This is a genomic window from Pseudonocardia terrae (assembly GCF_021343995.1).
Classification (GTDB): Bacteria; Actinomycetota; Actinomycetes; order Mycobacteriales; family Pseudonocardiaceae; genus Pseudonocardia; species Pseudonocardia terrae.
In genome coordinates this window covers 1-24,894 of record NZ_JAJTTE010000069.1, presented here as the reverse complement: position 1 = coordinate 24,894, position 24,894 = coordinate 1, and the positions used below count along the sequence as shown (strand labels likewise).

Here is a 24,894-nt window from a genome sequence, read left to right as displayed (position 1 = left end):
GTCCGGAGCGGACGGGATGGTCGCCCGTGCGAGCATGGCTCTCGCCATGACCGCGCAGCCCACCCGACCGGCGACCGGGCCGGAGCCGACCGACCCGGCAGGTTCCCCGGCGCCCACCGACGTCCCCACGGCCACGGCGCTCGCCCCGGACGACGGGGAGCGCGCGTCGCCACCGGCCGCCGGGACGGGTGCCCCGCGCCCGGCCCCCGGCTTCTGGTCCCGACTCGGGAACCCCCCGCGCAAGCCGCTCTGGCTCGGCTTCGCGGCCTCGGTCGTGCTGCTGGTCGGCGGCGTGGGTGCCGGCGGCACGCTGATCCACGACCCGATCCTCACCAACAGCCCGCTCGGCTTCTGGCGCTACGGCCACGGCAAGGAGCTGGCCACCGCGCTGATGTACGTCGGCGTGGTGCTCATGGCCTGGGCGTGGGTCCAGCTGGGCCGCGAGGTGCTGGCCCGCCGGATCGGCGGGCGGGCCGTGCTCACCACCGCGGTCCTGTGGATGCTGCCGCTGCTGATCGCCCCGCCGCTGTTCACCCGGGACGTCTACAGCTACCTGGCGCAGGGCGCGCTGCCGCTGTTCGGCTTCGACCCGTACGGGGTCGGGCCGGAGGCGATGCCGGGCACCTTCACCGACAACGTCCACTACTTCTGGCAGGACACCCCGGCGCCCTACGGCCCCCTGTTCATCCTGGTCGCGAAGGCGTGGGCCTGGGTGACGGTGCAGGCCGGCACCAACATGGTGCTCGGCGTGATCGGCATGCGGCTGATCATGTGCGTCGGGCTGGTGCTGCTGATCGCGACGTTGCCCGAGCTCACCCGCCGCCTCGGCGGGCGCCCGGCGGTGGCGCTGTGGGTCGTCGTCGCCAACCCCGTGATGGTCATCCACCTGGTCGGCGGCGGGCACAACGACCTGCTGCTCGTCGGGTTCCTGGCCGTCGGCTGCCTGGCCATGCTGCGCGGCAGGCACGTGCTCGGCATCGCCCTGGTCACGCTCGCGATGGCCACCAAGGCCAGCGCCGCCGTCGCGCTGCCGTTCCTGGTGCTGATCTGGGCCGCGCAGCTCGAGGGCACGTTCCTGCGACGGCTGGTCCGCGCCGGCGCGGCGAGCGTCGCGGTGTTCCTGGTCGTGTTCGCCGGCGTGAGCCTGGCGGCCCGGGTCGACCTCGGCTGGCTGCCCGCGCTCAGCGCGCCCTCGATGATCGTCAACTGGCTGTCGGTGCCCACCGGGGTCGGCGAGTTCGTGCACACCGCCCTCGGCGGTGTGGCCCCGCTGCCCAAGCAGCCCTTCATCAACGTGGCCCGGGTGATCGGCGGGGCCGCGCTCGTCGCGATCGTCGCGGTGCAGTGGTGGCGCGCCCGCAGCGGCGGCCCGGATGCGGTTCGCCGCGCCGGCATCGCGCTGCTCGCCGTCGCCCTGCTCTCGCCGGCCACGCTGCCCTGGTACCTCAGCTGGGGCATGGCGATCCTCGCGATGGTCCCGTGGAGCGCCCGCGGCCTGCAGTGGCTGGTCTTCGGCTCTCTGTGGCTGATGATCGTCTACTACCCGAGCGGCGAGGACGGCCTCTACAACTGGGGCTACCTCGCGGTGTGCGCCGTGCTCGCCTGGATCGCGGCCCGCTCGTTGCTGCGGCCGGACCCGCTGGGCTTCCGCCGGCCGAAGCCGGTGCCGGCGCGGACCTCGCTGACCGGAGCCGAGCCTCCCCGTGCGGCCGCAGTCGGCGGCCGCTGAGCTCGACGCGGCCGGGATCACCGATCCCGCGCTGCGCCGGGCCTACGCCGAGTGCCGGGAGCTCAACGCCCGGCACGGTCGTACGTACTTCCTGGCCACCCGGCTGCTCACGCCCGACCGCAGGCCCGCGGTCCACGCGCTCTACGGCTTCGCCCGGCACGCCGACGAGATCGTCGACGACCTCGGCGCCGGCGCCCCCACCGAGGAGCGCGAGGCGGTGCTCGACGAGCTCGGCCTCGACCTGGTCAGCGCGTTCTCCGGGGGCGACCGGGGCACCCAGCCGGTGGTCACCGCGGTCGCGGACACGGTGCGGCGGTACGGCATCGACCCCCGGCTGTTCTCCCCGTTCCTCACGTCGATGCGGATGGACACGCACGTCACCGGCTACGCGACCACGGCCGAGCTCGACGCCTACGTCCATGGCTCCGCGGCCGTGATCGGCCTGCAGGTGCTGCCGGTGCTCGGCACCGACGCCCCCGCGGAGGCCGCGCCCCACGCCGCCGCGCTCGGCGTGGCCTTCCAGATGACCAACTTCCTGCGCGACGTCGGCGAGGACCTCGACCGCGGCCGCGTCTACCTGCCGGCCGACGAGCTGGCCGCGTTCGGCGTGGACCGGGAGCTGCTGGCCTGGTGCCGGACCCGGCGGACCACCGAGCCGCGGGTCCGCCGCGCCCTCGCCCACCTGGTCGCCCGCACCCGAGCGGTGTACCGCCGGGCGGAGCCGGGGATCGCGATGCTGGCGCCGGAGTCCCGCGACTGCGTGCGCTGCGCGTTCACGCTCTACGGCGGGATCCTCGACGAGATCGCCGCCGCCGGCTACGAGGTGCTGCACCGCCGGGTCTCGGTGCCGCAGCGCCGCCGGCTGGCGGTGGCGGGGCCGGCGCTCGCCCACGCCGCATGGACCCGCCGCCGGCCCTGAGGGCCGGGCCGGACACGGAGCAGGACGCAGGCCGGAACGGTGTACAGAACGCCGGTCAGAACGCCATGGCCTGGGCGCGCCGCTTGATCTCGCGGTGCCGCCCGGCGCGGATCGCCGCGATCGGCGTGCCGGGCAGGCTCTCGTCCTCGGTGAAGAGCCAGCGCAGGATGTCGACGTCGGGATAGCCGCCGTCGCGCAGCACGGTGATCGTGCCGGACAGGCCCTTCACCACCGCGTTGCCGTCGAGGAAGTCGGCGGGCACGCAGGTCGTGCCCTCGCGCTTCAGCGAGAGCAGCTGGCCGTCCTTGATCAGCTGGTGGACGCGGGTCCGCGGGACCGAGAGGATCTCGGCGACCTCGGTGGCCGGCAGGACGGCGACGTCGTCGGACAGGACGGGATCCGTCCCGTTCGTCTCACTCACGCGCGTCACAATGCCACAGCACGGCCCGCCGAGGGGAGACGCGCGGGCGGACTTCGCCCGGCGGTACCGTCGTAGGGTGACCGCCCCGCCCGGCTCCCCCGGAGCCCTGATCGACGCGCGGTACCGGATCGGGCCGGTCCTGGCCCGTGGCGGGATGTCCACGGTGCACCGGGGGCTGGACACCCGGCTGGACCGGCCGGTCGCGATCAAGATCATGGACCCGCGGCTCGCGGCGGACCCGACCTTCCGAGCCCGGTTCGAGCGGGAGGCACGCTCCGCGGCGCGGATCGACCACCCCCACGTCGTCGCGGTGCACGACCAGGGCCGCTGCACGCCGCCGGGCGGCGAGCCGACCCTGTTCCTGGTCATGGAGCTCGTCGAGGGCGGCACCCTGCGGGACGTGCTGCGCCGGCAGGGTGCGCTGGGCGTGCCGGCGACCTTCGCGGTCCTGGAGCCGGTGCTGGCGGGCCTCGCGCAGGCGCACCGCCTCGGCATGGTGCACCGGGACGTCAAGCCCGAGAACGTGCTGCTGGGGCGGGACGGCAGCGTCAAGGTCGCCGACTTCGGCCTGGTCACCGCGGCGGCCGAGGCGGGGGTCAGCCACGCCGGGATGATCCTCGGGACGATGGCCTACCTCTCGCCCGAGCAGGTCGCCACCGGCCAGGCCGACCCGCGCAGCGACGTCTACGCGGCCGGCGTCCTCTGCTACGAGCTGCTCACGGGCGCCCCGCCCTACACCGGCGACAACGCCCTGTCGGTCGCCTACCGGCACGTGAACGACGACGTACCGCCGCCCTCGGCGGTCGCGACCGACGTCCCGCCCGAGCTCGACGACCTCGTCCGCCGGGCCACCTCGCGCGATCCCGCCCGCCGTCCGGCCGACGCCACGGCGTTCCTCGCCGAGCTCGTCCGGCTGCGGGAGTGGCTGGCCGTGCCGCACGTACCGGTCCCGGCGCCGCCCCCGCCGCCGGTGGAGGAGCAGGACACGGTGCCGGCCGAGGGATTCGCGCTCGAGGGCCCGGCCGAACCCGCGGGCCCCCGCGGCACCCGCGCCCTGAGCCGGGCGGAGTGGCCCGACGACCCGCCGACCCAGGTCGACCGCGGACGCACGGGGCGGCACGGCACGGCGTCGGTCCCGCACCCCGGCGCGCTGCCCGACCACCGGATCGCCCGGCGCCGCGGCCGCCGGGTCTTCGCGCTGTGGATCGTGCTCCTGCTGCTGCTCGGCCTGGTCGTGGGCGGCGCGGCGTGGTGGCTCGGGTCGGGCCGGTGGACGTCGATGCCCGCGGTCGTCGGACTGGACCGGACGGCCGCCGAGCAGCTGCTCACCCGGGCGGACCTGGCGTGGACGGTCACCGAACAGCACCACGACGACGTCGCCGCCGACCGGGTGGCCGCCGTCGACCCCGCCCCCGACTCGCGGCTGCTGCGCGGCAGCGCCGTGACCCTCACGGTCTCGACCGGCCGCCCGGTGGTCCCGGCGATCGCCGAGGGCAGCACGGTCGAGGCGGCGCAGCAGCAGCTCCAGGCCGCGCAGCTCACGTCCGCGACCTCCGGGTCCGCGGCGGAGTACAGCGCGACGGTGCCGCAGGGCGCCGTGCTGCGCACGGACCCGCCGGCGGGCACCCCGCTGCCGATCGGCGGCGCGGTCACCCTCGTGCTGAGCAAGGGCGTGCAGCCGCCGCAGGAGGTCGACGTCCCACTCGTGATCGGCGACCGGCTCGACGAGGCCCGGCAGCGGCTCGAACGGCGGGGGCTGGACGTCGACGTCGAGCGGAGCTTCCCGTTCGACCGGGACAACCCGCGCGTGCTCAACCAGGACCCGGGCCCGGGGACCTCGGTCCAGGAGGGCTCGACCATCACCCTCACGGTCTTCTAGCGACTCGGGGCGCCCGTGCGCGTTCTCGCGCCTCCGGCGCCTGTGCGCGGTGAATGATGCTCCATCACCACTCACCGCGCACGGGCGATCTCAGCCGCCCGATCTCAGCCACCCGACCTCAGCCGCGCAGCATCTCCGCGACGAGGAAGGCGAGCTCCAGCGACTGCTGGGTGTTGAGCCGCGGGTCGCAGGCGGTCTCGTACCGACCGGCGAGGTCGGTGTCGGAGATCTCCTGGGCGCCGCCGAGGCACTCCGTGACGTCCTCGCCGGTGACCTCGACGTGAATGCCGCCGGGGTGGGTGCCGAGCGCGCCGTGCACCTCGAAGAAGCCCTGCACCTCGTCGACGATGCGGTCGAAGTGGCGGGTCTTGTAGCCCGTCGTGGACTCGTGGGTGTTGCCGTGCATCGGGTCGCACTGCCAGATGACCTTGTGGCCGGAGGCGGTGACCTTCTCGACGATCTGCGGCAGCACGTCGCGGATCTTGCCGTTGCCCATCCGGCTGATCAGCGTGAGCCGGCCCGGCTCGTTGCGCGGGTCGAGCCGCTCGACGTACTCCACGGCCTGCTCGGGCGTGGTGGTCGGACCGATCTTGAGCCCGATCGGGTTCGACAGCAGCTCGGCGAAGGCGACGTGCGCGCCGTCGAGCTGGCGGGTGCGCTCGCCGATCCAGAGGAAGTGCGCCGAGAGGTCGTAGAGGACCGGGTTGTCGCGGTCCAGGTCCAGCCGCAGCATGGCCCGCTCGTAGTCGAGCAGCAGGGCCTCGTGCGAGGCGTAGAACTCCACCGCGTGCAGCTGGTGGTCCGTGACCCCGCAGGCGTCCATGAACTTGACGGCGCGGTCGATCTCCGCGGCGACGGCCTCGTACCGCTCGCCCGCCGCCGACGTCCGCACGAAGTCCTTGTTCCAGGCGTGCACCATCGCGAGGTCGGCCATGCCGGTCGCGGTCAGCGCGCGGACCAGGTTCATCGCGGCGCTCGCGTTGGCGTACGCCCGGACCATCCGCGACGGGTCCGGGGTGCGGGACGCCTCGTTCGGCGCCAGCCCGTTGACGATGTCGCCGCGGTAGGACGGCAGGCCGAGCGCGTCGACGAGCGAGCTGCGCGGCTTCGCGTACTGCCCCGCGATGCGGCCGACCTTCACCACCGGCAGCGAGGCGCCGTAGGTCAGCACGACGGCCATCTGCAGCAACGTCCGGATGGTCGCGCGGATGTGCGGCTCGGTGTTGTCGACGAACGTCTCGGCGCAGTCGCCGCCCTGGAGCAGGAAGGCCCGGCCGTTCGCGACGTCGGCGAGCCGCTGCTTGAGGCGGTCGACCTCGGGCGGAAGCACGACGGGCGGCACGCTCTCCAGGACCGTGCGCGTGTGCGCGACGACGGCGGCGTCCGGCCACTCGGGCTGCTGGGCGGCGGGCCGGGCGAGCGCGTCGTCCAGCCGGGTGCGGAGCTCACCGGGCAGCGGCGGCAGCTCCGGGAGGACGTCCACGGGGGCGTCGACGGACCAGTTCACGACACAGAGGGTAGGCCGTCCGGCACCGGCGGCCGCTCCCGGCTCCCGCCCCGGTCAGGTCCGGTTCGGAGAGCCGATCGGGTGCCGACGTCCGCTCCCCCGGCTCCGCTCGGGTGCGGTCCGCTCAGGGGGTGGGGACGGAGGTCTCGATGACCTGCCACCGGCGCAGATTGAGCCGGGCGTCGGCCAGCGCGTCGTGCGCGTCGGAGCTGGGCGGCGGCAGCGGCGGGCGGCCGGCGTCCTCCCAGCGCTGGCGCAGCTCCCGGGTGAACCGCGGGATCGGCCGCGGCAACGCGGGCATGGCACCCCACAGCTGGCAGAGGGCGACGTGGTCGTAGGCGGCGATCCACGCCCACAGCTCGACCTCGCCGGGCGCGCCGGTGAGGAACTCCAGCAGCTCGCGGCGGATCGTCGTGCGGGACCGCCATGCCTGGTCGGCGGGCGAGGGCAGCTTGGGCAGCACGTTCGCCCGCACCCAGGGGCCGGCCTTGTCCGGGTCGAACTCGGTGGACACCGCGTAGAACTCACGGCCGTCCTCGCCGACGACCCCGATCGACACGAGATCGATCGTCCTGCCGTCCTCGATGAACTCCGTGTCGTAGAAGAAGCGCATGCCAACCCTTTCCGACCTGCTGCGACTCTACGTCGCCCGAACGGCGGGGTGCGCGCGGGGACTGCGCCGGTCGGGCGAAGATGTGGTTGTACCGTCACGATCCGGACCTCCCGGACGACTCACCCGATGACCCGCCCCGGACTCCTCACAGGTCCGCCGCACCCCGAGCGAGAACCCATGCGCCGCTCCCGCACCGCCCTGCTACCTGGGCTGGTCGCGCTGCTCTGCGCCGTGCTCGCCGCGGCCTGCGCGGGTCCTCCGCAGGCGCCGGCCACCACGGTCACCCTGCGGCTCTGGGACGACCAGGTCGCCAAGGCCTACGGCACCTCGTTCGCCGAGTTCGAGCGGCAGAACCCGGACGTGCGCGTCGACCTCGACGTCGTCCCGTACGCGGACTACTTCGTGAGCCTCAACGCCCAGCTGGCCGCGGGCACGGGCGACGACATCTTCTGGCTCAACTCGGCGTACTTCGGCGCCCTCGCCGACTCCGGCGCGCTCGTGGACGTCGGCCGCGCCCTGCCCGGCCGCGCCCGGAACTGGGTGCCGGCGGCCGTCGACCAGTACACCCGCGACGGGGCCCTGTGGGGCGTCCCGGCGTTGACCGACGGCCGGATCGTCACCTACTACAACAGGAAGATCCTCGCCGACGCCGGCATCGACCCCGCCACCCTGACCTGGGACCCCGACCCGGCGAAGGACACCTTCCTGCCCGCGATGCGGAAGCTGACGGTCGACGTGCACGGCCGGACCGCCGACCACCCCGGCTTCGACCCCGCGCACGTGGCCCGGTACGGCTTCAACGCCGGCCGCGACCTGCAGGCGATCTACTACGACTTCATCGGTTCCAACGGCGGCCGGTTCCAGCAGCCCGACGGCACGTTCGCGTTCGCCGAGCCGCGGTCCGCGGAGGCGTTCCGGTACCTCGTCGACCTGATCAACGTCCACCACGTCGCGCCCGACGCCGACGACACGAACGTCAACCCCGACTACGGCCGCGACGCCTTCCTCGACCAGCGGCTCGCGGTGTTCCAGTCCGGCACCTACAACCTCCGCAACGTCGCCGACGGCGCGACCTTCGACTGGGGCGTGGCGCCGATGGTGGCCGGGCCCACGGGCCGGGTGTCGGTGGTGAACAGCGTGGTCGCGGCGGGCAACGCGCACTCGCCGCACCCCGATGCCGTGGCGCGCGTCCTCGACTGGATCGGCTCCGAGCAGGGCGCCGACCCCGTCGGCGGGCGCGGGGCCGCGCTGCCCGCCGTCACCGGGTCCCAGCAGAAGTTCTTCGACTACTGGCGCGAGCGCGGCGTCGAGACGGGGTACTTCGGCAGCCTCGGCGGCACCGCGACCATCGACCCGCCGATGGGCCCCAAGTTCGGCACGGGCCTACGGGCCTTCAACCCGGTCCTCGGGGAGGTCTTCGCCGGCCGGCTGCCGGTGGGGCCCGGGTTGCAGCAGGCGCAGGACGCGGCCAACGGGGCGGTCGCGGCGGGCTGAACGGCCCGGGCGTCCCGGTGCGCGAGCCCGGTCAGGCGGCCGCCCGGCCCTCCTGCGCCTTCTTGGCCTGCTCGGCCTTCTCCTTGACCGAGGCGGCGTACAGGTCCACGTAGGTCTGCCCGGAGAGCTCCATCAGCGCGTACATGATCTCGTCCGTCATGGACCGCTCGATGAACCGGTCGCCCGCCATGCCCTCGTACCGGGAGAAGTCCAGCGGCGCCCCGACCTTCACGTGCACGTGCCCGGGCCGCCACATCTTCGAGCCGATCGGGTTGACCTCGTCCGTGCCGATCATGGCGACCGGGATGACGGGGACCTCGGCCTCGAGGGCCATCCGGGCCACCCCCGTCTTGCCCTTGTAGAGCCGCCCGTCGGGCGAGCGCGTGCCCTCGGGATAGATGCCGAGGAGCTTGCCCTCGCGCAACAGCCGCACCGCGGTGTCCATCGCCGCCTGCGCCGCGTTGCCGCCGGACCGGTCGATCGGGACCTGTCCGACGCCGCTGAAGAACTGCTTCTTCACGAAGCCCTTGAGCCCCGGCTCGGTGAAGTACTCGCGCTTGGCCAGGAACGTGATCCGGCGCGGCACCTGCAGCGGGAGCAGGAAGGAGTCGGCCACCGCCAGGTGGTTGCTCGCGAGGATCGCGGCACCCGAGGTGGGGATGTGCTCCAGGCCCTCGATGGTGGGGCGGCAGAACAACCGGAGCAACGGGCCGAGCAGGACGTACTTCGACCACCAGTACAGCACCGGGCAGGGCCTCCTCACCGCAGGGAGCCCAAGCCTACGGAGCGTCGCCCCGCTGCGACAACAAGGGACTCCGGGCGCCCGCCGGGGGCGTCTTCGTGTCAGGATGCACGGGTCTGTCCCCGCAGACCCCCGAGGAGGCCGCGAGCATGAGCACGGGCGAGCCGGAGGGCGTGCAGGGCGACCCCCGACGGGAGGGCCGCCGCTCGGATCCCGACCCCTTCGAGCAGGTCGTGGCCTCGTGGAAGGCGGAGGGCACCGTCCCGCACTGGCCGGGCGGGGCGCACGACGGCGCGGTCCCGGAGCCGCCGCCCGTGCCCGAGATCGATCCCCGGCTGGACCCCGAGGAGCACTACGTCCCTCCGGAGCCGCCGCCGCTGCCCCGCATGGGGGCCGCCGTGGGCATCGGCCTCGTGCTGGTGGTGCTGGGGATCGTCCTGGTCGCCGCGCCGCAGTGGATCGGGATGTCCTCGGTCTACGGGCTGCCGCTGGGCCTCGTCGCGATCGCCGGCGGCCTGACCTGGCTGCTGATGCGGCTGTGGCAGCCCGCCGACGAGGACGGGGACCCGTACGACGACGAGGGCACTCTCTGAGCGCGGGGTGAACGCGGGCTACCGCGCCGCGCCACCCGCGAGGACCGCCTCGCGGGCCAGCTCGGCCGCCCCGACGACCGCGGCCGCGGAACCGAGCTGTGCGGTGCGGATGCGGGCCAGCGGCCGGTTGCCCGCCCCGGTGACGACCCGGGCGTAGTGCTCGCGGGCCTCGTCGAGGAACAGTGGCGCGGACACCGAGACCCCGCCGCCGATCACGACCAGCTCGGGGTCGAAGACGTCGGCGATCAGCGACAGGCCCTCCCCCAGCCACCGGCCCATGTCGGCGACCGCGCGGTGGGCCAGCCGGTCGCCGTCGCGCGCGGCGGCGGCCACCCGCTGGCCGGTGATCCGGCCCGGGTCGCGCGCGGCCTCGCGGTGCAGCACCGAGGTGGTCGCGTCGGGATCGGCCAGCATCTCCAGGGCCGTGGTGGCCAGCGCCGTGCCGCTGCAGTAGCGCTCCCAGCAGCCCCGCTTGCCGCACTCGCACGGGCGCCCGTCGGGCACCACGCGGACGTGCCCGAACTCCGGTGCCACGCCGAACGCGCCGCGGAACAGCGCGCCGTCGAGCAGCAGCGCCCCGCCGATGCCGGTGCCGAGGGCCACGAACACCACGGTCGACGCGCCCGCGGCGGCCCCGTACCGGCGCTCGGCGAGGGCGGCGGCGTTCGCGTCGTGCTCGACGACGACCGGGACACCCAGGCGCTTGCGCATCCGCTCCGCGACCGGCGCGTCCCGCCAGGACAGGTGCGGCGCGAACCGGACCAGGCCGCGGTCGGCGTCGATGAACCCGGCGAGCGCGAGCCCGACGGCCGACACGTCGTGCCGGTTCGCGAGCTCGTTCACGCAGGCGGCGATGGTCCCCTCGAGGGCCTCGTCGCTCTTGGGCGTGGCCGCGGTCGCGCTGTCGATGACGCCGCCCTCGGGGTCGACGACCCCCGCCCGGACGCTGGTCCCCCCGACGTCCACCCCCACCGTGAGCACGTCAGGCCCGCACCACGCGGATGTGCTGGACCCGCCGGGACGCCGCGGTTCGCCCCCGTCGTCGCTCGTCGCCGGGCCCGCCGTGGTCGCCGGGTCCGTCAGGGGTCGCGCCATGTCCGCTCTCTTCCTCGGATCCACGCCCCGCAGCACTGCCGGCCGTTCCCTCCGCCGCCGGGTCCGGCAGCTCCTCCACCAACGCGCGCAGCACCGTCAACAGTCCCGCCGCGTGCTCGGCCAGCCGTGCCGCCAGCTCGGGGCGCTCGCCGCGCAGCAGCGCGAGCAGGGCGCAGACCGGGCAGGACGCGCAGCTCGACGGCGTCGCGCCCGCCCCCGTGCGGGCGGCGTCGACCAGCGGTCCGACCCGGTCGAGCGCGGCCACGGCCAGGGCGCGCAGCTCGCGGGTCAGTCCCTCGGAGTGGGTGCAGCTCATCGCCGCCTCCCCGTCACCGCGTCATCCAGACCGCCGGGTCCGGCGCGAACACCACGACGAGCTCCGTCGCGTGGCCCTCGCCGACCAGCCGTGCCCCGGTGACCTCGCACCGGCGCAGCACGGCGGGCAGGCTCACCCGGCGCCGCGTGGCGCCCACGGTGACCACCAGCTCGTCGCCGACCCGGGTCAGGTCCAGCGGGCCGTCGGCCGCGCCGGGCAGGCGCAGGGCCAGCTCGAACTCGGAGTCGGCGGAGGTACCGCTGCCGGCGATGCGCTCGAGGCGCAGTGCGGGGGCGCCGGGCGGGGCGGGCGCGACGGGGTCCGTGTCGCCGTACAGGCAGCCGGCGAGCGCGACCAGGGCCTCGACGCCCGTCGGCTCGGCCGCGGTGTAGGGCACCGTCGCGAGCGGCACCGCGGCGCCGCACTCCGCCCGCACCTCGGCCAGCACGGCCTGCTGCTCGGTGTGCCGCTCGCGCAGCCAGCGCGCGGTCGGCCCGCGCAGCGACGGCGGCGGGGCGGGCATGACCCGGTTGACCACCAGGCCGTCGACCTGCAGGTCGTGCAGGGCCAGGGCGGTCAGCGTGCGACGGGTCTCCGCGGCGACGACCCGCTCGGGCGTGAGGACGAGGCGGATGGAGGTCTCCTCGCGGTCGGCCAGCAGGGCACGCAGCCCGGCGAGCTGCGCGGCGAGCCGGTCCAGGGCGTCGACCGTGCGGTCCCAGCCCGCCGCCTGTTCGGCACCGGCCCGTCCCGAGGCCAGCCCGGCGATCATGCCGCGAACCGCCCGGCGGTGCGCGGGGAACAGCCGCTCCAGGTACCCGGAGAGCGCCTCGGGCAGGCCGAGCAGGCGCAGCGTCTCCGCGGTGGGGCCGCAGTCGACGACCACCACCTCCCACAGCCCGGACGTGGCGAGCCGGTGCACCTCGGCGAGCGCGAGGAGGTCCTCGACGCCCGGCAGCACGGTCAGCTCGTCGGCCAGCAGCTCGTCGACGCCGGCCCCGGCCAGCAGCGTGCGCAGGTGTCCCTGCAGCTCGGCCCAGGTGTCGTCGAGCAGCACCCGGGTGTCGACGTGCGCGGCGAACAACCCGTTCCCGAGCTCCGCGGGCTCGGCCTCGGTGGTGTCGTCGAGGCGCTCGCCGAGGGCGTCGCCGAGCGAGTGCGCGGGGTCGGTCGAGACGACGAGGGTCTTGCGCCCGGACCGGGCGAGGCGGGCGGCCGTGGCCGCGGCGAGCGTCGTCTTCCCGACGCCCCCTTTGCCGGTGAACAGCACGACCCGCACGCGCGGCAGCGTAGCCGCCGGGGGGTGTGCGCTCAGGAGCGGCTCTCCACGCGGCGCTTGAGGCCCTTCAGCGCGGTGTCGATGATCACCTTCTCGGCCTTCCGGCGCAGCATGCCGATCATCGGGATGTTGAGGTCCACGGCGAGGCTGTAGGTCACCGTGGTCGGGGCGCCGCCCGCGGACTCCAGGGTGTACGAGCCGTTCTGGGCCTTCTGCATCTGGCCCTTGACCAGCGTCCAGCTCACCGAGCGGCCGTCGGACGCCCAGTCGTAGTCGAGGGTGTAGGTGTCCTTGATCGGGCCGGCGTCCATCGAGAACCGCACACGGTCGGCGCGGGCGGGGTCGGATCCGGCACCCTTCTCCAGGATCTCGACCGTCTTCACCTGGTCCGCCCACTCGGGGTAGGCCTCGAAGTCCGCGATCACCGCCATGACCGTCTCCGGGTCGGCGTCGATGGTGATCGAGGACGTCGTCGCGTCGGCCATGCCGCGCACGTTACCGGGCCGATCACCAGCGCAGTACGTACGGCTCGCCCGTCTTCCGGAAGTGCCCGACGTTGACGCACTCGGTCGCGCCCAACCGGGCCCGCTGCGCCAGCGGCTGGTGGACGTGCCCGAACAGCGCGGCCCGCGGCCGGTCGCGCTCGATCAGCTCCACGAGGCCCTGGCCGGGCAGCTCACGGCGCTTGGTGACGACGTCGTAGTGCAGGGCGGGCACCGCCGGCGGGGCGTGCGTGCACAGCAGCTCGACGTCCGAGAGCTTGCCGACCGCCACCAGGTAGTCCTCGCTCGGGACGAGGTGCGGGCGCCAGGGACCGCCCTTGCGCGGCGGGAACCCGGGCGGCAGCGGCACCCCGCCCACGAAGCCGACGCGCAGCCCGCCGATCTCGACCACCTCGCCGTCGGGCACCCGGGTGCCGGGCCGGACGTGCGCGGGCCAGAGGTCGGGGACGTCGACGTTGCCGGGGATCGCCCAGGTCGGGTCCGGGAGCACGGGGAACATCGCCTCGTACTGCTCGGCGATCGCCTCCTCGATCACGGCGGCCGGGTCGGGGATGCGCGACCAGGCCTGCCGGGCGAACTCCCGCAGCTCACCGGGCCCGCCGGCGCGGCGCACCTCGCCGAACCTCCGGCTCACCTCGGGGCCCAGGACGCGGCCCAGGATCCCGCCCTCGGGGTTCCGGTAGTCGACGAAGTCGATCAGGTCGCCGAGCACGAACACCGCGTCGGCACCGTCGGCCGCCCTGGCGAGGGCCTCGACGTTGCCGTGCACGTCGGAGACCACATGCACCCGCATGATCTGCAGACGCTACGTCAGCGGGGGTTCCCCCGGAGCCCGGCCCGCCTCCAGCCGCGCCTTGAGCGCGAACGCGATCCGCTTGGCGGCCCGCTGCCGGCGCTGGGTCTCGGCGACGGCGCGGCGGCGGGGCCAGGTCGTCGGCAGGCCGTTCGGGCCGGTCGGGTCGGCGCGCAGGAAGTAGTGGACGACGGTGCCGTCGAGCACGGCCTCCAACCACACCTCCATGCTCCCGGTCAGCGCCCCTCCCACCGTCCAGCGCACGCCCTCGTCACCCCTGTCGGCGAGCACCTCGAGCCGCAGGTCCGGCCAGAACCCGGGCCACGCCGCCCGGTCGGCGAACGCGGCGGCGACGCGCGCACGGGGTACGGCCAGGAATGTCTCGTCCACCACGTCCACACTGGGCACCGGGCACCTCCTCGCGGGCCTGATCCTTCCGCCCCACCTGCGGGACCTGCGACGGGGGCCCGCGCGGGCCGGATCGGGGGCCGCGCGGGCCCCAGGCGGCGAACCGGACAAGCCGGACACCCGCTGCCCTGCCGACCGGCGTGGCGACGCGCTATCTTTCCTCACGAGTAACCTGCCAATGCCGGCCAGGAGGTCAGGATCGTGCGTGAGTACAGCGTCCCGGCGACCGTCACGGTCGGTCCGGAGGAGAACCTCCTCGACGCCGTCTACGCGAACGAGGCCGAGGTCCCGCGGACGCCCCTGCTTCGGGTGCAGGAGGGCGACGGCTGGCGGGACGTCTCCGCCGCCGAGTTCGCCGCGCAGGTCACGGCCGTCGCGCGGGGGCTGATCGCCTCCGGGGTCGAACCGGGCGAGCGCGTGGCGCTCCTGTCGCGCACCCGCTACGAATGGACGCTCCTCGACTACGCGATCCTCGCCGTCGGCGGCGTCACGGTCCCGATCTACGAGACCTCCTCGGCGTCGCAGATCGAGTGGATCCTCTCGGACTCCGGCGCGGTCGGGATCGTGGTCGAGACCGCCGACCACGCGGCGCTGGTCGCGGAGGCCGGTACCACGCTGAGGTTCGTCAGGGAGATCGCCACCGGCGCGGTCGACGAGCTCGTCGCCGCGGGCAAGGACCTCGCCGACGAGCAGGTCCACGAGCGCCGCCGGGCCGTGAAGGCGGACGACCTGGCCACGCTGATCTACACGTCGGGCACCACGGGCCGCCCCAAGGGCTGCGAGCTGACCCACCGCAACCTGCTCACCGAGATCGCCTCGACCCGGGCGGTGCTCTCCGAGCTGCTCACCGACACCGGCTCGGTGCTGCTGTTCCTGCCGCTGGCGCACGTCTTCGGCAAGATCATCCAGTGCGGTGCCATCGCCTCGCGCACCGTCATCGGGCACACGCCCGACACCAAGAACCTGCTGCCGGACCTGCAGACCTTCCGCCCGACCTTCCTGCTCGCCGTCCCGCGCGTGTTCGAGAAGGTCTACAACGGCGCCCGGCAGAAGGCGCACGACGAGGGCAAGGGCCGGATCTTCGACGCCGCCGCCGACACCGCGATCGCGTGGTCGCAGGCCCGGGACACCGGTGGCGCCGGACTCGGGCTCAAGGTCAAGCACGCCCTGTTCGACAAGCTCGTGTACGGCAAGCTGCGCGCCGCGACCGGCGGCCGGGTGGTCGCCGCCGTGTCCGGCAGCGCCCCGCTCGGCGAGCGCCTCGGGCACTTCTTCCGCGGCATCGGGCTGCCGATCCTCGAGGGCTACGGCCTCACCGAGACCAGCGCCGGCATCACCGTCAACGCGCTCTCGGCGCAGCGGGTCGGGACCGTCGGCCGGCCGGTGCCGGGCCACTCCGTCCGGATCGCCGACGACGGCGAGATCCTGCTCCGCGGCGACATCGTGTTCCGCGGCTACTGGCAGAACGAGAAGGCCACCGCCGAGGCGCTCGAGGGCGGCTGGTTCCACAGCGGCGACATCGGCGAGCTCGACGACGCCGGCTACCTCCGGATCACCGGCCGCAAGAAGGAGCTGCTGGTCACCGCGGGTGGCAAGAACGTCGCCCCCGCCGTGCTCGAGGACCGGCTGCGGGCGCACCCCCTGGTCGGGCAGTGCATGGTCGTCGGGGACGGCAAGCCCTTCATCGGCGCGCTGGTGACCATCGACCCGGAGGCGCTGCCCGCCTGGCGCGAGCGCCACGGCAAGGCCGCCACGGGCGACCCGGGCTCCGCCGCCGACCTGGTCGACGACCCGGAGCTGCGCGGGGAGATCGCCGCGGCGGTCGAGGAGGCCAACCAGGCGGTGTCGCGGGCCGAGCGGATCCGCAAGTTCCGCATCCTGCCCGTCGACTTCACCGAGGCGGGCGGGGAGCTCACCCCCACGCTCAAGGTCAAGCGCGCGGTCGTGGCGCAGCAGTACGCCGCGGAGATCGCCGCGATCTACGCCCCGGCCGAGACCCCGCAGCCGGCCTGACCGACGCAGCGTCACGGAGCCATAACGCGCATTCTCGGGCGCACTGAGCGCGTTATGGAGCCATGACGCGCTCCTGACGCCGGCTGGCGCGCGTTATGGCTCCATCCCGGTCAGGAAGCGCTGCAGGCGGGTGACCTGGGTGGGGAGGGTCCACTCCTCCTGCATCCAGGCCCGTCCCGCGGCGCCCATCTTCCGCGCCCGGTCGGGGTCGCCGAGCAGGTCGGCGAGGGCGTCGACCACTGCGGCCGGGTCCCGGCCGTCGACGACGTGCCCGGTCTCGCCCTCGCGCACCGTCTCCGGCGCCCCGCCGCTGTCCCCCGCCACCACCGGTACCCCGCACGCCGAGGCCTCGAGCAGCACGATGCCGAGACCCTCGACGTCGAGCCCGCCGCCCCGTGTCCGGCACGGCAGCGCGAACGCGTCGCCGACCGCCTGGTGCGCGGCGAGCTCGTCCGCCGGCACCGCCCCCGTGAACACGACGTGCTCGGCCACCCCGTGCCGCTGCGTGAGCCGGGGCAGCCGGTCCCGGTCCGGCCCGTCGCCGACGATCAGCAGCCGGGTTCCCGGGACCCGGTCCCGCAGCGGCGCCAGGGCCTCGATCAGCGTGTCCTGCCCCTTGCGCGCCACCAGCCGGGACAGGCAGGTCACCACCGGGGCCTCCCCCAGCCCGTACCGCGCCCGCAGCGCCTCCCGGGCGGCCGGGTCCGGCCGGAAGACCTCGGTGTCGACGGCCGGCGGCAGGTGTTCGAGGGCCGCCCGCGGCCCGAAGGCCGCGGCGAACCGGCCGCGGGTGTAGCGCGAGACCACGGTGACGACGTCGGCGTCGTCGCCGATGCGGCGCAGGGCCTGCCGCGCACCGGGCAGCATCGACCATCCGACCTCGTGCCCGTGCGTGCTGGCCACGATCCGCTCGACGCCCGCGGACCGGCGCAGCACCGGCCCCAGCAGCGCCAGCGGCGCCGCGGCGCCGAACCAGACGGTGGTGGCGCCGTGCTCCCGGGCGTAGCCGGCCGCGCGCCGGGCGACCTCGGGCACGGGCAGCATCAACGACGTGGGGTGCCGGTGGACGGGATAGCCGAGGCCGGCGTCGAACGTGGCAGCGCCCTCCCACGCCGGTGCGTACACGGCCAGCTCCCCCGGCGGCAACCGGTCGGCCAGGGCCCGCAGGTAGTTCTGGATGCCGCCCCGGCGGGGCGGGAAGTCGTTCGTGACGAGGAGCGTGCGGGCCACCCGGCGAACCTATCGGGCCGCCTTCCCCGCCCCGGCGCGACGTCCGCGGCGGCCGGATCGCCGGAGGCGGCCCGGCCGCCGACGGCACGGGGAGCGGACGGGTCAGATGCGGCGGGCGCCGGTGAACGCGCGGCGGGAGACGGTCTGGTACTTCACGACGTCGCCGCTCTGCGGCGCGTTGATCATCTTGCCGCCGCCGGCGTAGATGCCGACGTGGCTCACCGGGGAGTAGTAGAAGACGAGGTCGCCGGGCTGCAGGTCGTTCCACGAGACCGGGGTGCCGACCCGGGCCTGTGCGCTGCTCGAGCGCGGCAACGTGATCCCGGCCTGCTTGAACGCCCACGAGGTCAGCCCGGAGCAGTCGAACGAGCCCGGCCCGCTGGCCCCCCACACGTACGGCCGGCCGAGCTTGGTCGCCGCCGCCCGCAGCGCGTCGGCGCCGACGCCGGTGCCCAGCAGGACTCCCGGCGCGTCCTCCGCCGGCCCGTTGAGGTCCGCGATCTCGTTCGGGCTCAGCCGGCGCAGGAGGTCCTCGGCCTCACCGATCCGCTTCTCGGCGTCGGCCTTGCGGGTCCCGATCTCGTCCGCCGCGCGGCGGGCGTCGTCGGCGGCGGTCTGAGCGCGCACCGTCGCGTCGTCGGCCTGGGCCTGCGTCTGCGCGGCGCGGTCGGCCTTGTCCTTCAGCTCGTCGAGCGCGACGAGCCGGTCGGCCGAGAGCGTCTCCAGCGCCGACATCTGGTCCAGGTAGGCCTGCGGCGACGGGCTGTCCACCAGGGCGTTGAACTGGTCCAGCCGGCTGTTCTCGTAGAACGAGAGCGTGACGCCGTCGAGCGTCTGCCGGTAGGTCTCCTCGTCCGCGCGGGCCTGGTCCGCGGCCGCGCGCAGGGGGTCCACCTCCTCGCGGAGCCGGTCGGCCTCGGCCTGCTTGGCGGTGAGGTCGTCCGTGGCGGCGTGCCACTGCTCGGTGAGCGCCTCGGCCTCGTGTTGGACGTCGGCCACGCGCTGCCGCGCCTCCTCCGGCGTCCGGGGCGGCTCGGGCACCGCCGGGACCTGCACCGTGGGGGCTACGGGCGCCGGCGAGACGGCGGGCGCCGCCGGAGCCGCCGGTGCCGGCGGGTCCGCGGGCGCGGCGGGAGCCGCCGGCGCGGGGATCCCGGGGATACCCGGCAGGACCGGATCGGCGGCCGCGGTACCGGCCGGGAGCGCGACGACCGTGACGACCGCCGCGGCCACCAGCGCGACCGGCACGGTGACCAGTGCGCCGGCCCGCGCGCCCGTCCGGGCCGCTGCGGCCCGCCGGGTCCTCCGCTCTCGGGACGACAGCACGCGGACGCGACTCCCTCCTCGCACCCGCCGCGCCCGCCCGGGTCGGGGTCCCGGGCGGCGGGGCGCCGGAGGGGCGCCGCGGCGGTGACCCCACGGGCCGCCCTGGGGACGACGGCCGCTCGACGCGAGGTCGCGGCGAGATTACGAGCGTGTGATTCACCCGTCCAGACCTCGTCCGCGAGCCGTGCTGTGAGCGGTCGGCGACCCGTTCGTCGCCGAACGTGGCCGCCCGCCGCGATCGTGCCGCGGTTCGCTACACAGCGTTGCGGTGATCGGCCTCCGGAGCCCCGATGTCGGTGACGGTGTGCGTCCGCATGGGGACCAAGCGCAACCGCGGCAGCAGTCCCTGGTCCGCCAGGACGGCCAACGCCTGCCGCTCGGCTGCGTCGAGCTGTACCCGCGGCGCGCCGGACGGCAGGTCCTCGCCGCCCACGCCGATCACCTCGCCGCCGTCGGCGAGCTCCGCCGCGTCGACGGCGGGCACGCCCGCCGGCACCTCCGGCATGCCCAGCAGGACCCCGATCGCACAGTCCCCGCAGGACGACCCGCGGACCTCGCAGCTGTCGCAGTCGACGATCATCGTGTCGCTCCTCGCCTCCGGTGATCTCGTCGGGGCGCACCGTACGGAGCGGCACCGACAGTTTCCGGAGAACGGCCGCTGACCTGCGGAGACCGTCAGGAGCGGAGGCGGCCGAGCAGCATCGAGGAGGGCACCGCGTGCGCCCCGCGGCGGCGCACCGACGCGGCGACCGCGCGGTCCGAGGAGGCGACGAGCAGCGGCCTGCCCTGCGGCTCGGCCGCGACGAGGTCGCGGATGACGTCGTCGGCGATCACGCCGGGGTCGCTGAACAACACCCGGACGCCCCGGGCCCCGCGGGTCTGCGCCGCACTGACCGCGGCGCCGTCGAACACGACGGTGACCTCGACCCCGGTCCGCGCCGCGAGTGCGCCCAGCTGCCCCACGAGCCGGGTGCGCTGGTCGGCCAGCGGCAGCTCGGGATAGCCGGTCTTGCTCACGTTGTAGCCGTCGACGATGAGGTGCGCGGCGGGCAGGGCCAGCAGCGCGTCGAGCGTCGCGAGAGTGGCGACCGTGGTGCCGCGGCTGCCGTCCGGCCCGGCGACGAGATCGGCGGGACGCGGCCCACCGCCGCCGAGGGAGAGCTCCCGGCGCAGGCCCTGCACGGCGCCGCCGAGGGTCTCGAGCAGCAGCCCGAGCCGGACCTCGTCGCCCTGCCTGGCCTCCTTGGCCGCCTGCCGCGCGGCCGCGACCTCGGCCTGCGCGCGCCGGGCGCGGCGGCGCTCCTCGTCGGCCCGCTCCCGTTCGCGGTCCCGCTCGGCGACCACCTCGGCCAGCCGGCCGTCGACGCCGGCCCGCAGCCGGACGACCTCCGCCTCCAACTCGGCCTGCGCGTCCTGGGCGAAGCGCAGCCTGGTGCCCTGGTCGGACACCTTGCGGCGCAGCTGCGCCAGCTCCTGCTCGCGCTGCGCGGCGGCCTCGCGGGCCTGGTCGCGTGCCTCGGTCAGCTCGGCGCGCAGCCGCTCGACCTCGACGGTCAGCTTGTCCGCCCGGGACAGGGCCTCGTCACGCTCGGCACGGGCCTCGGCCGCGTCACCCCGGCGGGCGACGGAGGCGACCGCGCCACGCGCGTCGGGGGCGCCGGTCAGCACGGCGGCGGCCGCGGCGGTGAGGGGCTCGTCCGGGCCGGCGGCGAGCTCGCCGGGGCGGTGCTCCTCCCACCACGCGACGACGGCGGTGCGGAAGGTCGCGTTGTCCCGCAGCTCGCGGACGAGCTTCGTGCCGCCCAGGCGGGCGCGCTTGGCGGGGGTGAAACGGGCGAACTGGCGGAGCGCGGCGGGCACCTCGGCCGGCGGGAGGCCGGCCAGCGCGGTGCCGGCGACCTCCGCGAGCCGGTGCCGCACGGGGTCCGGGAGGAGGTTCCAGTCCAGGTCCGCGACCCGTCCGGACGAGCCCACGGCACCCTGCGGGTGCTCGGGCGTGGCGTCCTCCGGGTACATCGGTCAAGGTTATCCCCGATCCGGACGAGCGGCCACGCATTCGGCCGCGACCCGCCCGCCCCGCGACACGCCTCGAACGGGTGTGCGAGGAATTGTCGGGGGGTCGAACTACCGTTCGCCCCGTGACCGCTCCCCAGCTGTCGTTCGACGAGCTCGGCACCCCGCTGCGCGAGGTGACGTTCGTCGTGCTCGACCTCGAGACCACCGGCGGGAGCCACGAGCGGGACGGGATCACCGAGGTCGGGGCCGTCAAGGTCCGGGGCGGCGAGGAGCTGGGCGAGCTCGGCACGCTCGTCGACCCCGGCACCGGCATCCCGCCCAACGTCGTGGCGCTCACCGGCATCACCACCGCGATGGTCCGCACCGCACCGCGGCTGCCCGCGGTGCTGCCGTCGGTGCTGGAGTTCCTCACCGGCGCCGTGCTGGTGGCGCACAACGCACCGTTCGACGCCGGGTTCCTCCGCTCCGCCTGCGAGCGGCACGGGCAGGTGTGGCCGCGGCCTCCGGTCGTCTGCACGGCGCGGCTCGCCCGGGCGGTCCTCCCCCGGGACGAGTGCGCGAGCGTGCGGCTCGGCGCCCTCGCCCGGCACTTCGGCACCCGCACCCAGCCGAACCACCGGGCGCTGTCCGACGCACGGGCCACCGTCGAGGTGCTGCACCACCTGCTCGAGCGGGTGGGGAACCTGGGCGTGCAGAGCCTGGAGGAGCTGCTCGCGCTGACCCGGGGCGCGTCGGCGCACCGGCCGACCCAGCGTCAGCGGCAGAAGCGCCATCTCGCGGAGCAGGTGCCGTCGGCACCGGGGGTGTACCTGTTCCGCGGCCCGCGGGAGGAGGTGCTCTACGTCGGGACCAGCGGCGATCTCCGGCGCCGGGTGCGCAGCTACTTCACCGCGGGCGAGCGGCGGCGGCGGATCCGGGACATGGTGGCGCTGGCCGAGCGGGTGGACTCGGTCGTCTGTGCCCACGCGCTCGAGGCGGGCGTCCGCGAGCTGCGGCTGCTCGCGGCGCACAAACCCAGGTACAACCGCCGCTCGCGCAACCCCGGCCGCACGTGGTGGGTGGCGCCGACCGCCGAACCCTTCCCCCGGCTGTCGGTGATCACCAGCGCGCGCGAGGGCGCACTGGGCCCGTTCGCCTCGCACCGCTCGGCCGCCACGGCGTTGGACACGCTGCTCGACGCCGTGCCCCTGCGGCGCTGCACCCAGCGGATCCCGGCCCGGGCGCCGTCGGCGTCACCCTGCATGCTGCACGAGCTGGGCAAGTGCGGCGCCCCGTGCGCGGGCCTGCAGTCGCCTGAGGAGTACGCCCCCGCCGTCGAGGCGCTGCGGGCCCTGGTCCACGGGGCGAGCGACGACCCGTTGCACCGGCTCGCCGGGGCCGTCGACGCGCTCGCGGGCAAGGAACGGTTCGAGGAGGCGGCGGGCGACCGGGACCGGCTCGCGGCGCTGATCTCGGCGCTCGAGCGGCGCCAGACGCTGGCCGCACTGGCCGCCCAGCCCGAGCTCGTCGGCGCGCGGCCGGACGGGCGGGGCGGCTGGGAGCTCGCGGTGGTGCGGTACGGGCAGCTGGCGGCGGCCGACGTGGCGCGCCGCGGCGTGCGCCCGATGCCGGTGGTGGAGGCCCTGCGGGCCGGTGCCCAGACGATCCTGCCCGGCGAGGGGCCGCTGCACGGTGCCCCGCCCGAGGAGGTGCGGCTGATCTACCGCTGGCTCACCACCGCCGGCACCCGCCTCGTGTACTGCGAACCCTGGTCCGAGCCGGCGCAGGGCGCCGCGCGGTGGAGTGGATGGGCGCTCAAGGCACGGGAGGGTACGGAGGCCGGTCGCGCCGCCACCGAGGTGCTGGCGGGGCGGGGGTGAGCGTCTATGTGGAGCCCACGGAGAAGGCGGCCTCGGTGTCGGCGCGGGAGTAGGAGCGGAAGGCGATGTGGGTGTCGGTGTGCTGCACGCCGTCGACCTTGGAGATCTTGCCCGCGATGAGGTCGGCGAGCTGCTCGTGCTCGCGGACCTTCACCAGGGCGATCAGGTCGACGTCGCCGGCGCACGAGTAGACCTCGGCGACGCCCTCGATGTCCGCGATCGCCTGCGCGGTCTCGGGGATCCGGTCGGCGAGGGTGTGGACCAGGACGATCGCGGTGATCACGGGCTCTCCTTCTCACGAGGCCTCGGGACGGTTCGCTGCGGAGGCTAGCCCAGCCGGAGCCCCGCTGCCGCGATCCACACCGGCCGTGATCCACACCCGACCGTGATGCGCGGCGGGCCGTGAACTGTGCCGGGCCGCGATCTGTGCCGGGCCGCGATCTGTGCCGGGCCGCGATCTGTGCCGGACCGTCCTCTGTGCGGGCCGCGGTCGTGGCGGGCCGTGAGTGGTGGCGTCCCGCGCGCGGTGGCGGGCCGTGACCCGCGGATGGCCGCGGCGCGGATGGCAGCAGGTGGCGGTCGCACACACGTCGGACGCGTCGCACACGTCGGACGCATCGCACCCCCGATGGCCGGCCTGTGCGGGCAGCCACCGGGTGTGCGAGCAGGTGGCCGAGGGTCAGTCGGAGTGGAGTGCGTCGAAGGACGAGGCCCGGGTGGCCGAGGCCGCCGGCGCCGCCTCGGTCATCGTTCCCTCGCTGGACCGCTCCCCGTCCGAGGAGCCGCCGCCGGACGAGTGGTCCGACGAGTCGCCGAAGCGGGCGTCACCGGATCCGGATCCGCCGGACGTCGCCGGGCCGGAGGCGTCCGGTCCGGACGAGTTCTGGCCGGGGGCGTCCGGTCCGGACGAGTCCTGGCCTGCCGAGTCCCGGCCTGCCGAGTCCCGGCCTGACGAGTCCCCGCCTAACGAGTCCTGGCTGCCGGTAACGGTGTCGCCGGCCGTCGCGCCCGAGCCCGGGTCGGTCGCCGAGGACTGCCCGGCGCCGTCGAGCGAGTAGATGCGCACCCAGTCGATCTCGTAGCTGGCCTCGCGCATCCCGCCGCCGTGGAAGTTGTCGAACTGGATGGTCAGGTGCCCGGAGGGCATGTCCTGGATGTTCTTGCGGCCGCCGGGACCCGCGCCGTTCTCGAGTGTGTACCACTCCTTGCCGTCGATGTAGCCCCGCACGTGGTCGGGGGTCCACTCGAAGGCGATGGTGTGCCACTCGGACAGCGGCGCCCCGCAGTCCTTCTCCTCCAGGAACTCCTGCTGCACCGGCATGCTCGGGTGCGGGTAGTGGATGAAGGCGTTCGCGCACTCCTCGCCGGGTGCCCCGTTCTCGAGGAAGTCGTACTCGCCGTCCTGCGGCCAGCTGTCCGACTCGGGCCACACGATCAGCAGCGGGTGGTACTCCTTGCCCGAGTCCGCAGTGTTGAAGGAGCGGACCCGCGCCTCCCAGCGGCCGTACCGCTGGTCGAGCTTCGACGCCAGCCAGCCGGTGTCGCCGTTGCGCAGCCCGGTCTGGATCAGCTTCTCGCCGTCGACCGTGCTGCGGTCGCCGCAGCGCTTGCCGTTTCCGTTGTGCCCGGCCCAGCAGCCGTTGATCGTGCTCCACTTCGCCGGGTCCGGCCCGCCCGTGTAGTCGAACTCGTCGGATTCCGGGAGCGGCGTTCCCCAGCCGTACTTCTCGGCAGCAGTGGTGGGCTCGGCCGGCGGCACGACCACGGGCGCCTCCACCCCGGGCGGGGTCACCACCGGCGGCGTGACGACCGGGGGCACGGGAGGCTCCGGCACCGCGCCCCCGCCGGGCTCGGCGACAGTTCCGCCCGACGAGACGGGCGCTCCGGGGTCCGCCACCGGATCGGCCGAGCCGGCCGACGGATCCGCTGCGGCGCCGCCCACGGGCGAAGCCGGAGACGCGACGGCGGGCCCGCCGGGGGCCGAGACGGCGACGGGTGACGCGCCGGCAGCGGGATCCGCCGGTTCGACGGTCGGAGCGACGCCTCCCGGCGCGACGGACTGAGCCGGCGCCACGCCGACCGCAGGGGCGACGTCCGCCGGCGCGGCACCCGGCGGCAGCGCGGCACCCGGCGGCGGCGCGGCGGCCGGCGGCGGCGCG

The 24,894-nt window shown here is 75.1% G+C and carries 23 protein-coding genes; 7 read left to right on the top strand and 16 right to left on the bottom strand.

Going from position 1 to position 24,894, the window contains the following annotated elements:
• Positions 1-46: 46 nt before the first annotated feature.
• Positions 47-1,729, top strand: coding sequence for a polyprenol phosphomannose-dependent alpha 1,6 mannosyltransferase MptB (mptB, locus tag LWC33_RS30620; protein ID WP_233308183.1), 1,683 nt, complete (start codon positions 47-49; stop codon positions 1,727-1,729).
• Positions 1,704-2,648, top strand: a complete 945-nt coding sequence (locus tag LWC33_RS30615; protein ID WP_233308182.1) for a phytoene/squalene synthase family protein — start codon at positions 1,704-1,706, stop codon at positions 2,646-2,648. Before mptB ends, LWC33_RS30615 begins: the two co-directional genes overlap by 26 nt.
• 55 nt (positions 2,649-2,703) lie before the next feature.
• Here the strand turns inward: LWC33_RS30615 and LWC33_RS30610 are convergent, their stop codons facing one another.
• Entirely contained in the window at positions 2,704-3,069 is a 366-nt protein-coding gene (locus LWC33_RS30610; RefSeq protein ID WP_233308180.1) for an Rv2175c family DNA-binding protein, read from the bottom strand.
• 76 nt (positions 3,070-3,145) lie between these two features.
• Between LWC33_RS30610 and pknB the strand changes: the two genes are divergently transcribed.
• Positions 3,146-4,948: a Stk1 family PASTA domain-containing Ser/Thr kinase gene (pknB, locus tag LWC33_RS30605; RefSeq protein WP_233308178.1), complete on the top strand. Its 1,803-nt coding sequence runs from the start codon at positions 3,146-3,148 to the stop codon at positions 4,946-4,948.
• Positions 4,949-5,066: 118 nt separating this feature from the next.
• Here the strand turns inward: pknB and LWC33_RS30600 are convergent, their stop codons facing one another.
• On the bottom strand, positions 5,067-6,455 hold the full coding sequence (locus LWC33_RS30600) for a class II 3-deoxy-7-phosphoheptulonate synthase (protein ID WP_233308175.1): 1,389 nt from the start codon (positions 6,453-6,455) through the stop codon (positions 5,067-5,069).
• A gap of 124 nt (positions 6,456-6,579) precedes the next feature.
• Positions 6,580-7,068, bottom strand: a complete 489-nt coding sequence (locus tag LWC33_RS30595; protein WP_233308173.1) for a polyadenylate-specific 3'-exoribonuclease AS — start codon at positions 7,066-7,068, stop codon at positions 6,580-6,582.
• A gap of 177 nt (positions 7,069-7,245) precedes the next feature.
• On the opposite strand from LWC33_RS30595, the gene LWC33_RS30590 reads away from it, so the two are divergent.
• The gene (locus LWC33_RS30590) at positions 7,246-8,562 is read left to right on the top strand and encodes an ABC transporter substrate-binding protein (protein ID WP_233308171.1); all 1,317 of its coding nucleotides are present in this window, start codon (positions 7,246-7,248) and stop codon (positions 8,560-8,562) included.
• A 31-nt stretch (positions 8,563-8,593) separates the two neighbouring features.
• Here LWC33_RS30590 and LWC33_RS30585 read toward each other — a convergent pair whose 3' ends face one another.
• Positions 8,594-9,307: a lysophospholipid acyltransferase family protein gene (locus tag LWC33_RS30585; RefSeq protein WP_233308169.1), complete on the bottom strand. Its 714-nt coding sequence runs from the start codon at positions 9,305-9,307 to the stop codon at positions 8,594-8,596.
• A gap of 146 nt (positions 9,308-9,453) precedes the next feature.
• Between LWC33_RS30585 and LWC33_RS30580 the strand changes: the two genes are divergently transcribed.
• On the top strand, positions 9,454-9,897 hold the full coding sequence (locus tag LWC33_RS30580; protein ID WP_233308167.1) for a hypothetical protein: 444 nt from the start codon (positions 9,454-9,456) through the stop codon (positions 9,895-9,897).
• Positions 9,898-9,915: 18 nt separating this feature from the next.
• Here LWC33_RS30580 and LWC33_RS30575 read toward each other — a convergent pair whose 3' ends face one another.
• From LWC33_RS30575 to LWC33_RS30550, 6 genes are read right to left on the bottom strand one after another with little or no spacing between them, the layout of a single operon-like run.
• Positions 9,916-10,878 carry an ROK family glucokinase gene (locus LWC33_RS30575; protein WP_233308165.1) on the bottom strand — a complete coding sequence of 321 codons (963 nt, stop codon included), beginning with the start codon at positions 10,876-10,878 and terminating at the stop codon, positions 9,916-9,918.
• Position 10,879: 1 nt separating this feature from the next.
• Positions 10,880-11,308, bottom strand: a complete 429-nt coding sequence (locus tag LWC33_RS30570) for a hypothetical protein (RefSeq protein ID WP_233308163.1) — start codon at positions 11,306-11,308, stop codon at positions 10,880-10,882.
• Positions 11,309-11,321: 13 nt separating this feature from the next.
• Positions 11,322-12,587 (bottom strand): ArsA family ATPase, encoded by a 1,266-nt coding sequence (locus LWC33_RS30565; RefSeq protein WP_233308162.1) that lies wholly within the window; start codon positions 12,585-12,587, stop codon positions 11,322-11,324.
• A gap of 32 nt (positions 12,588-12,619) precedes the next feature.
• Positions 12,620-13,072: an SRPBCC family protein gene (locus LWC33_RS30560; protein WP_233308160.1), complete on the bottom strand. Its 453-nt coding sequence runs from the start codon at positions 13,070-13,072 to the stop codon at positions 12,620-12,622.
• Positions 13,073-13,094: 22 nt separating this feature from the next.
• Positions 13,095-13,883, bottom strand: a complete 789-nt coding sequence (locus LWC33_RS30555) for a metallophosphoesterase family protein (RefSeq protein ID WP_233308158.1) — start codon at positions 13,881-13,883, stop codon at positions 13,095-13,097.
• Positions 13,884-13,895: 12 nt separating this feature from the next.
• Positions 13,896-14,291: a polyketide cyclase / dehydrase and lipid transport gene (locus LWC33_RS30550; RefSeq protein ID WP_233308156.1), complete on the bottom strand. Its 396-nt coding sequence runs from the start codon at positions 14,289-14,291 to the stop codon at positions 13,896-13,898.
• Between the two features lie 201 nt (positions 14,292-14,492).
• Here LWC33_RS30550 and LWC33_RS30545 point away from each other — a divergent pair, with 201 nt between their 5' ends.
• Entirely contained in the window at positions 14,493-16,304 is a 1,812-nt protein-coding gene (locus LWC33_RS30545; RefSeq protein ID WP_233308154.1) for an AMP-dependent synthetase/ligase, read from the top strand.
• A 93-nt stretch (positions 16,305-16,397) separates the two neighbouring features.
• Here the strand turns inward: LWC33_RS30545 and LWC33_RS30540 are convergent, their stop codons facing one another.
• The 4 genes from LWC33_RS30540 to LWC33_RS30525 all read right to left on the bottom strand — a co-directional run bounded on the left by LWC33_RS30540 (position 16,398) and on the right by LWC33_RS30525 (position 20,876).
• Positions 16,398-17,534 carry a glycosyltransferase family 4 protein gene (locus LWC33_RS30540; protein ID WP_233308153.1) on the bottom strand — a complete coding sequence of 379 codons (1,137 nt, stop codon included), beginning with the start codon at positions 17,532-17,534 and terminating at the stop codon, positions 16,398-16,400.
• Between the two features lie 102 nt (positions 17,535-17,636).
• Positions 17,637-18,860, bottom strand: coding sequence for an NlpC/P60 family protein (locus LWC33_RS30535; RefSeq protein ID WP_233308151.1), 1,224 nt, complete (start codon positions 18,858-18,860; stop codon positions 17,637-17,639).
• 253 nt (positions 18,861-19,113) lie between these two features.
• Positions 19,114-19,440, bottom strand: coding sequence for a hypothetical protein (locus LWC33_RS30530; RefSeq protein ID WP_233308150.1), 327 nt, complete (start codon positions 19,438-19,440; stop codon positions 19,114-19,116).
• 95 nt (positions 19,441-19,535) lie between these two features.
• Positions 19,536-20,876, bottom strand: a complete 1,341-nt coding sequence (locus LWC33_RS30525) for an NYN domain-containing protein (RefSeq protein ID WP_233308149.1) — start codon at positions 20,874-20,876, stop codon at positions 19,536-19,538.
• Positions 20,877-20,998: 122 nt separating this feature from the next.
• On the opposite strand from LWC33_RS30525, the gene LWC33_RS30520 reads away from it, so the two are divergent.
• On the top strand, positions 20,999-22,735 hold the full coding sequence (locus LWC33_RS30520) for a DEDD exonuclease domain-containing protein (RefSeq protein WP_233308147.1): 1,737 nt from the start codon (positions 20,999-21,001) through the stop codon (positions 22,733-22,735).
• Positions 22,736-22,739: 4 nt separating this feature from the next.
• On the opposite strand, the gene LWC33_RS30515 is transcribed toward LWC33_RS30520, so the two are convergent.
• A complete protein-coding gene (locus tag LWC33_RS30515) occupies positions 22,740-23,018 on the bottom strand; it encodes an Lrp/AsnC family transcriptional regulator (protein WP_233308145.1) in 279 nt (92 codons plus the stop codon).
• A 396-nt stretch (positions 23,019-23,414) separates the two neighbouring features.
• Positions 23,415-24,554 (bottom strand): glycoside hydrolase family 16 protein, encoded by a 1,140-nt coding sequence (locus LWC33_RS30510; protein ID WP_233308144.1) that lies wholly within the window; start codon positions 24,552-24,554, stop codon positions 23,415-23,417.
• Between the last annotated feature and the right edge of the window lie 340 nt (positions 24,555-24,894).

Excerpts from the sequence above, each read along its gene's own strand:
- LWC33_RS30555 (WP_233308158.1), bottom strand. The coding sequence starts at position 13,883 with ATGCGGGTGCATGTGGTCTCCGACGTGCACGGCAACGTCGAGGCCCTC.
- LWC33_RS30570 (WP_233308163.1), bottom strand. The coding sequence starts at position 11,308 with ATGAGCTGCACCCACTCCGAGGGACTGACCCGCGAGCTGCGCGCCCTG.
- mptB (WP_233308183.1), top strand. The coding sequence starts at position 47 with ATGACCGCGCAGCCCACCCGACCGGCGACCGGGCCGGAGCCGACCGAC.
- LWC33_RS30590 (WP_233308171.1), top strand. The coding sequence starts at position 7,246 with ATGCGCCGCTCCCGCACCGCCCTGCTACCTGGGCTGGTCGCGCTGCTC.
- LWC33_RS30580 (WP_233308167.1), top strand. The coding sequence starts at position 9,454 with ATGAGCACGGGCGAGCCGGAGGGCGTGCAGGGCGACCCCCGACGGGAG.
- LWC33_RS30525 (WP_233308149.1), bottom strand. The coding sequence starts at position 20,876 with ATGTACCCGGAGGACGCCACGCCCGAGCACCCGCAGGGTGCCGTGGGC.
- LWC33_RS30560 (WP_233308160.1), bottom strand. The coding sequence starts at position 13,072 with ATGGCCGACGCGACGACGTCCTCGATCACCATCGACGCCGACCCGGAG.
- LWC33_RS30530 (WP_233308150.1), bottom strand. The coding sequence starts at position 19,440 with ATGATCGTCGACTGCGACAGCTGCGAGGTCCGCGGGTCGTCCTGCGGG.
- LWC33_RS30595 (WP_233308173.1), bottom strand. The coding sequence starts at position 7,068 with ATGCGCTTCTTCTACGACACGGAGTTCATCGAGGACGGCAGGACGATC.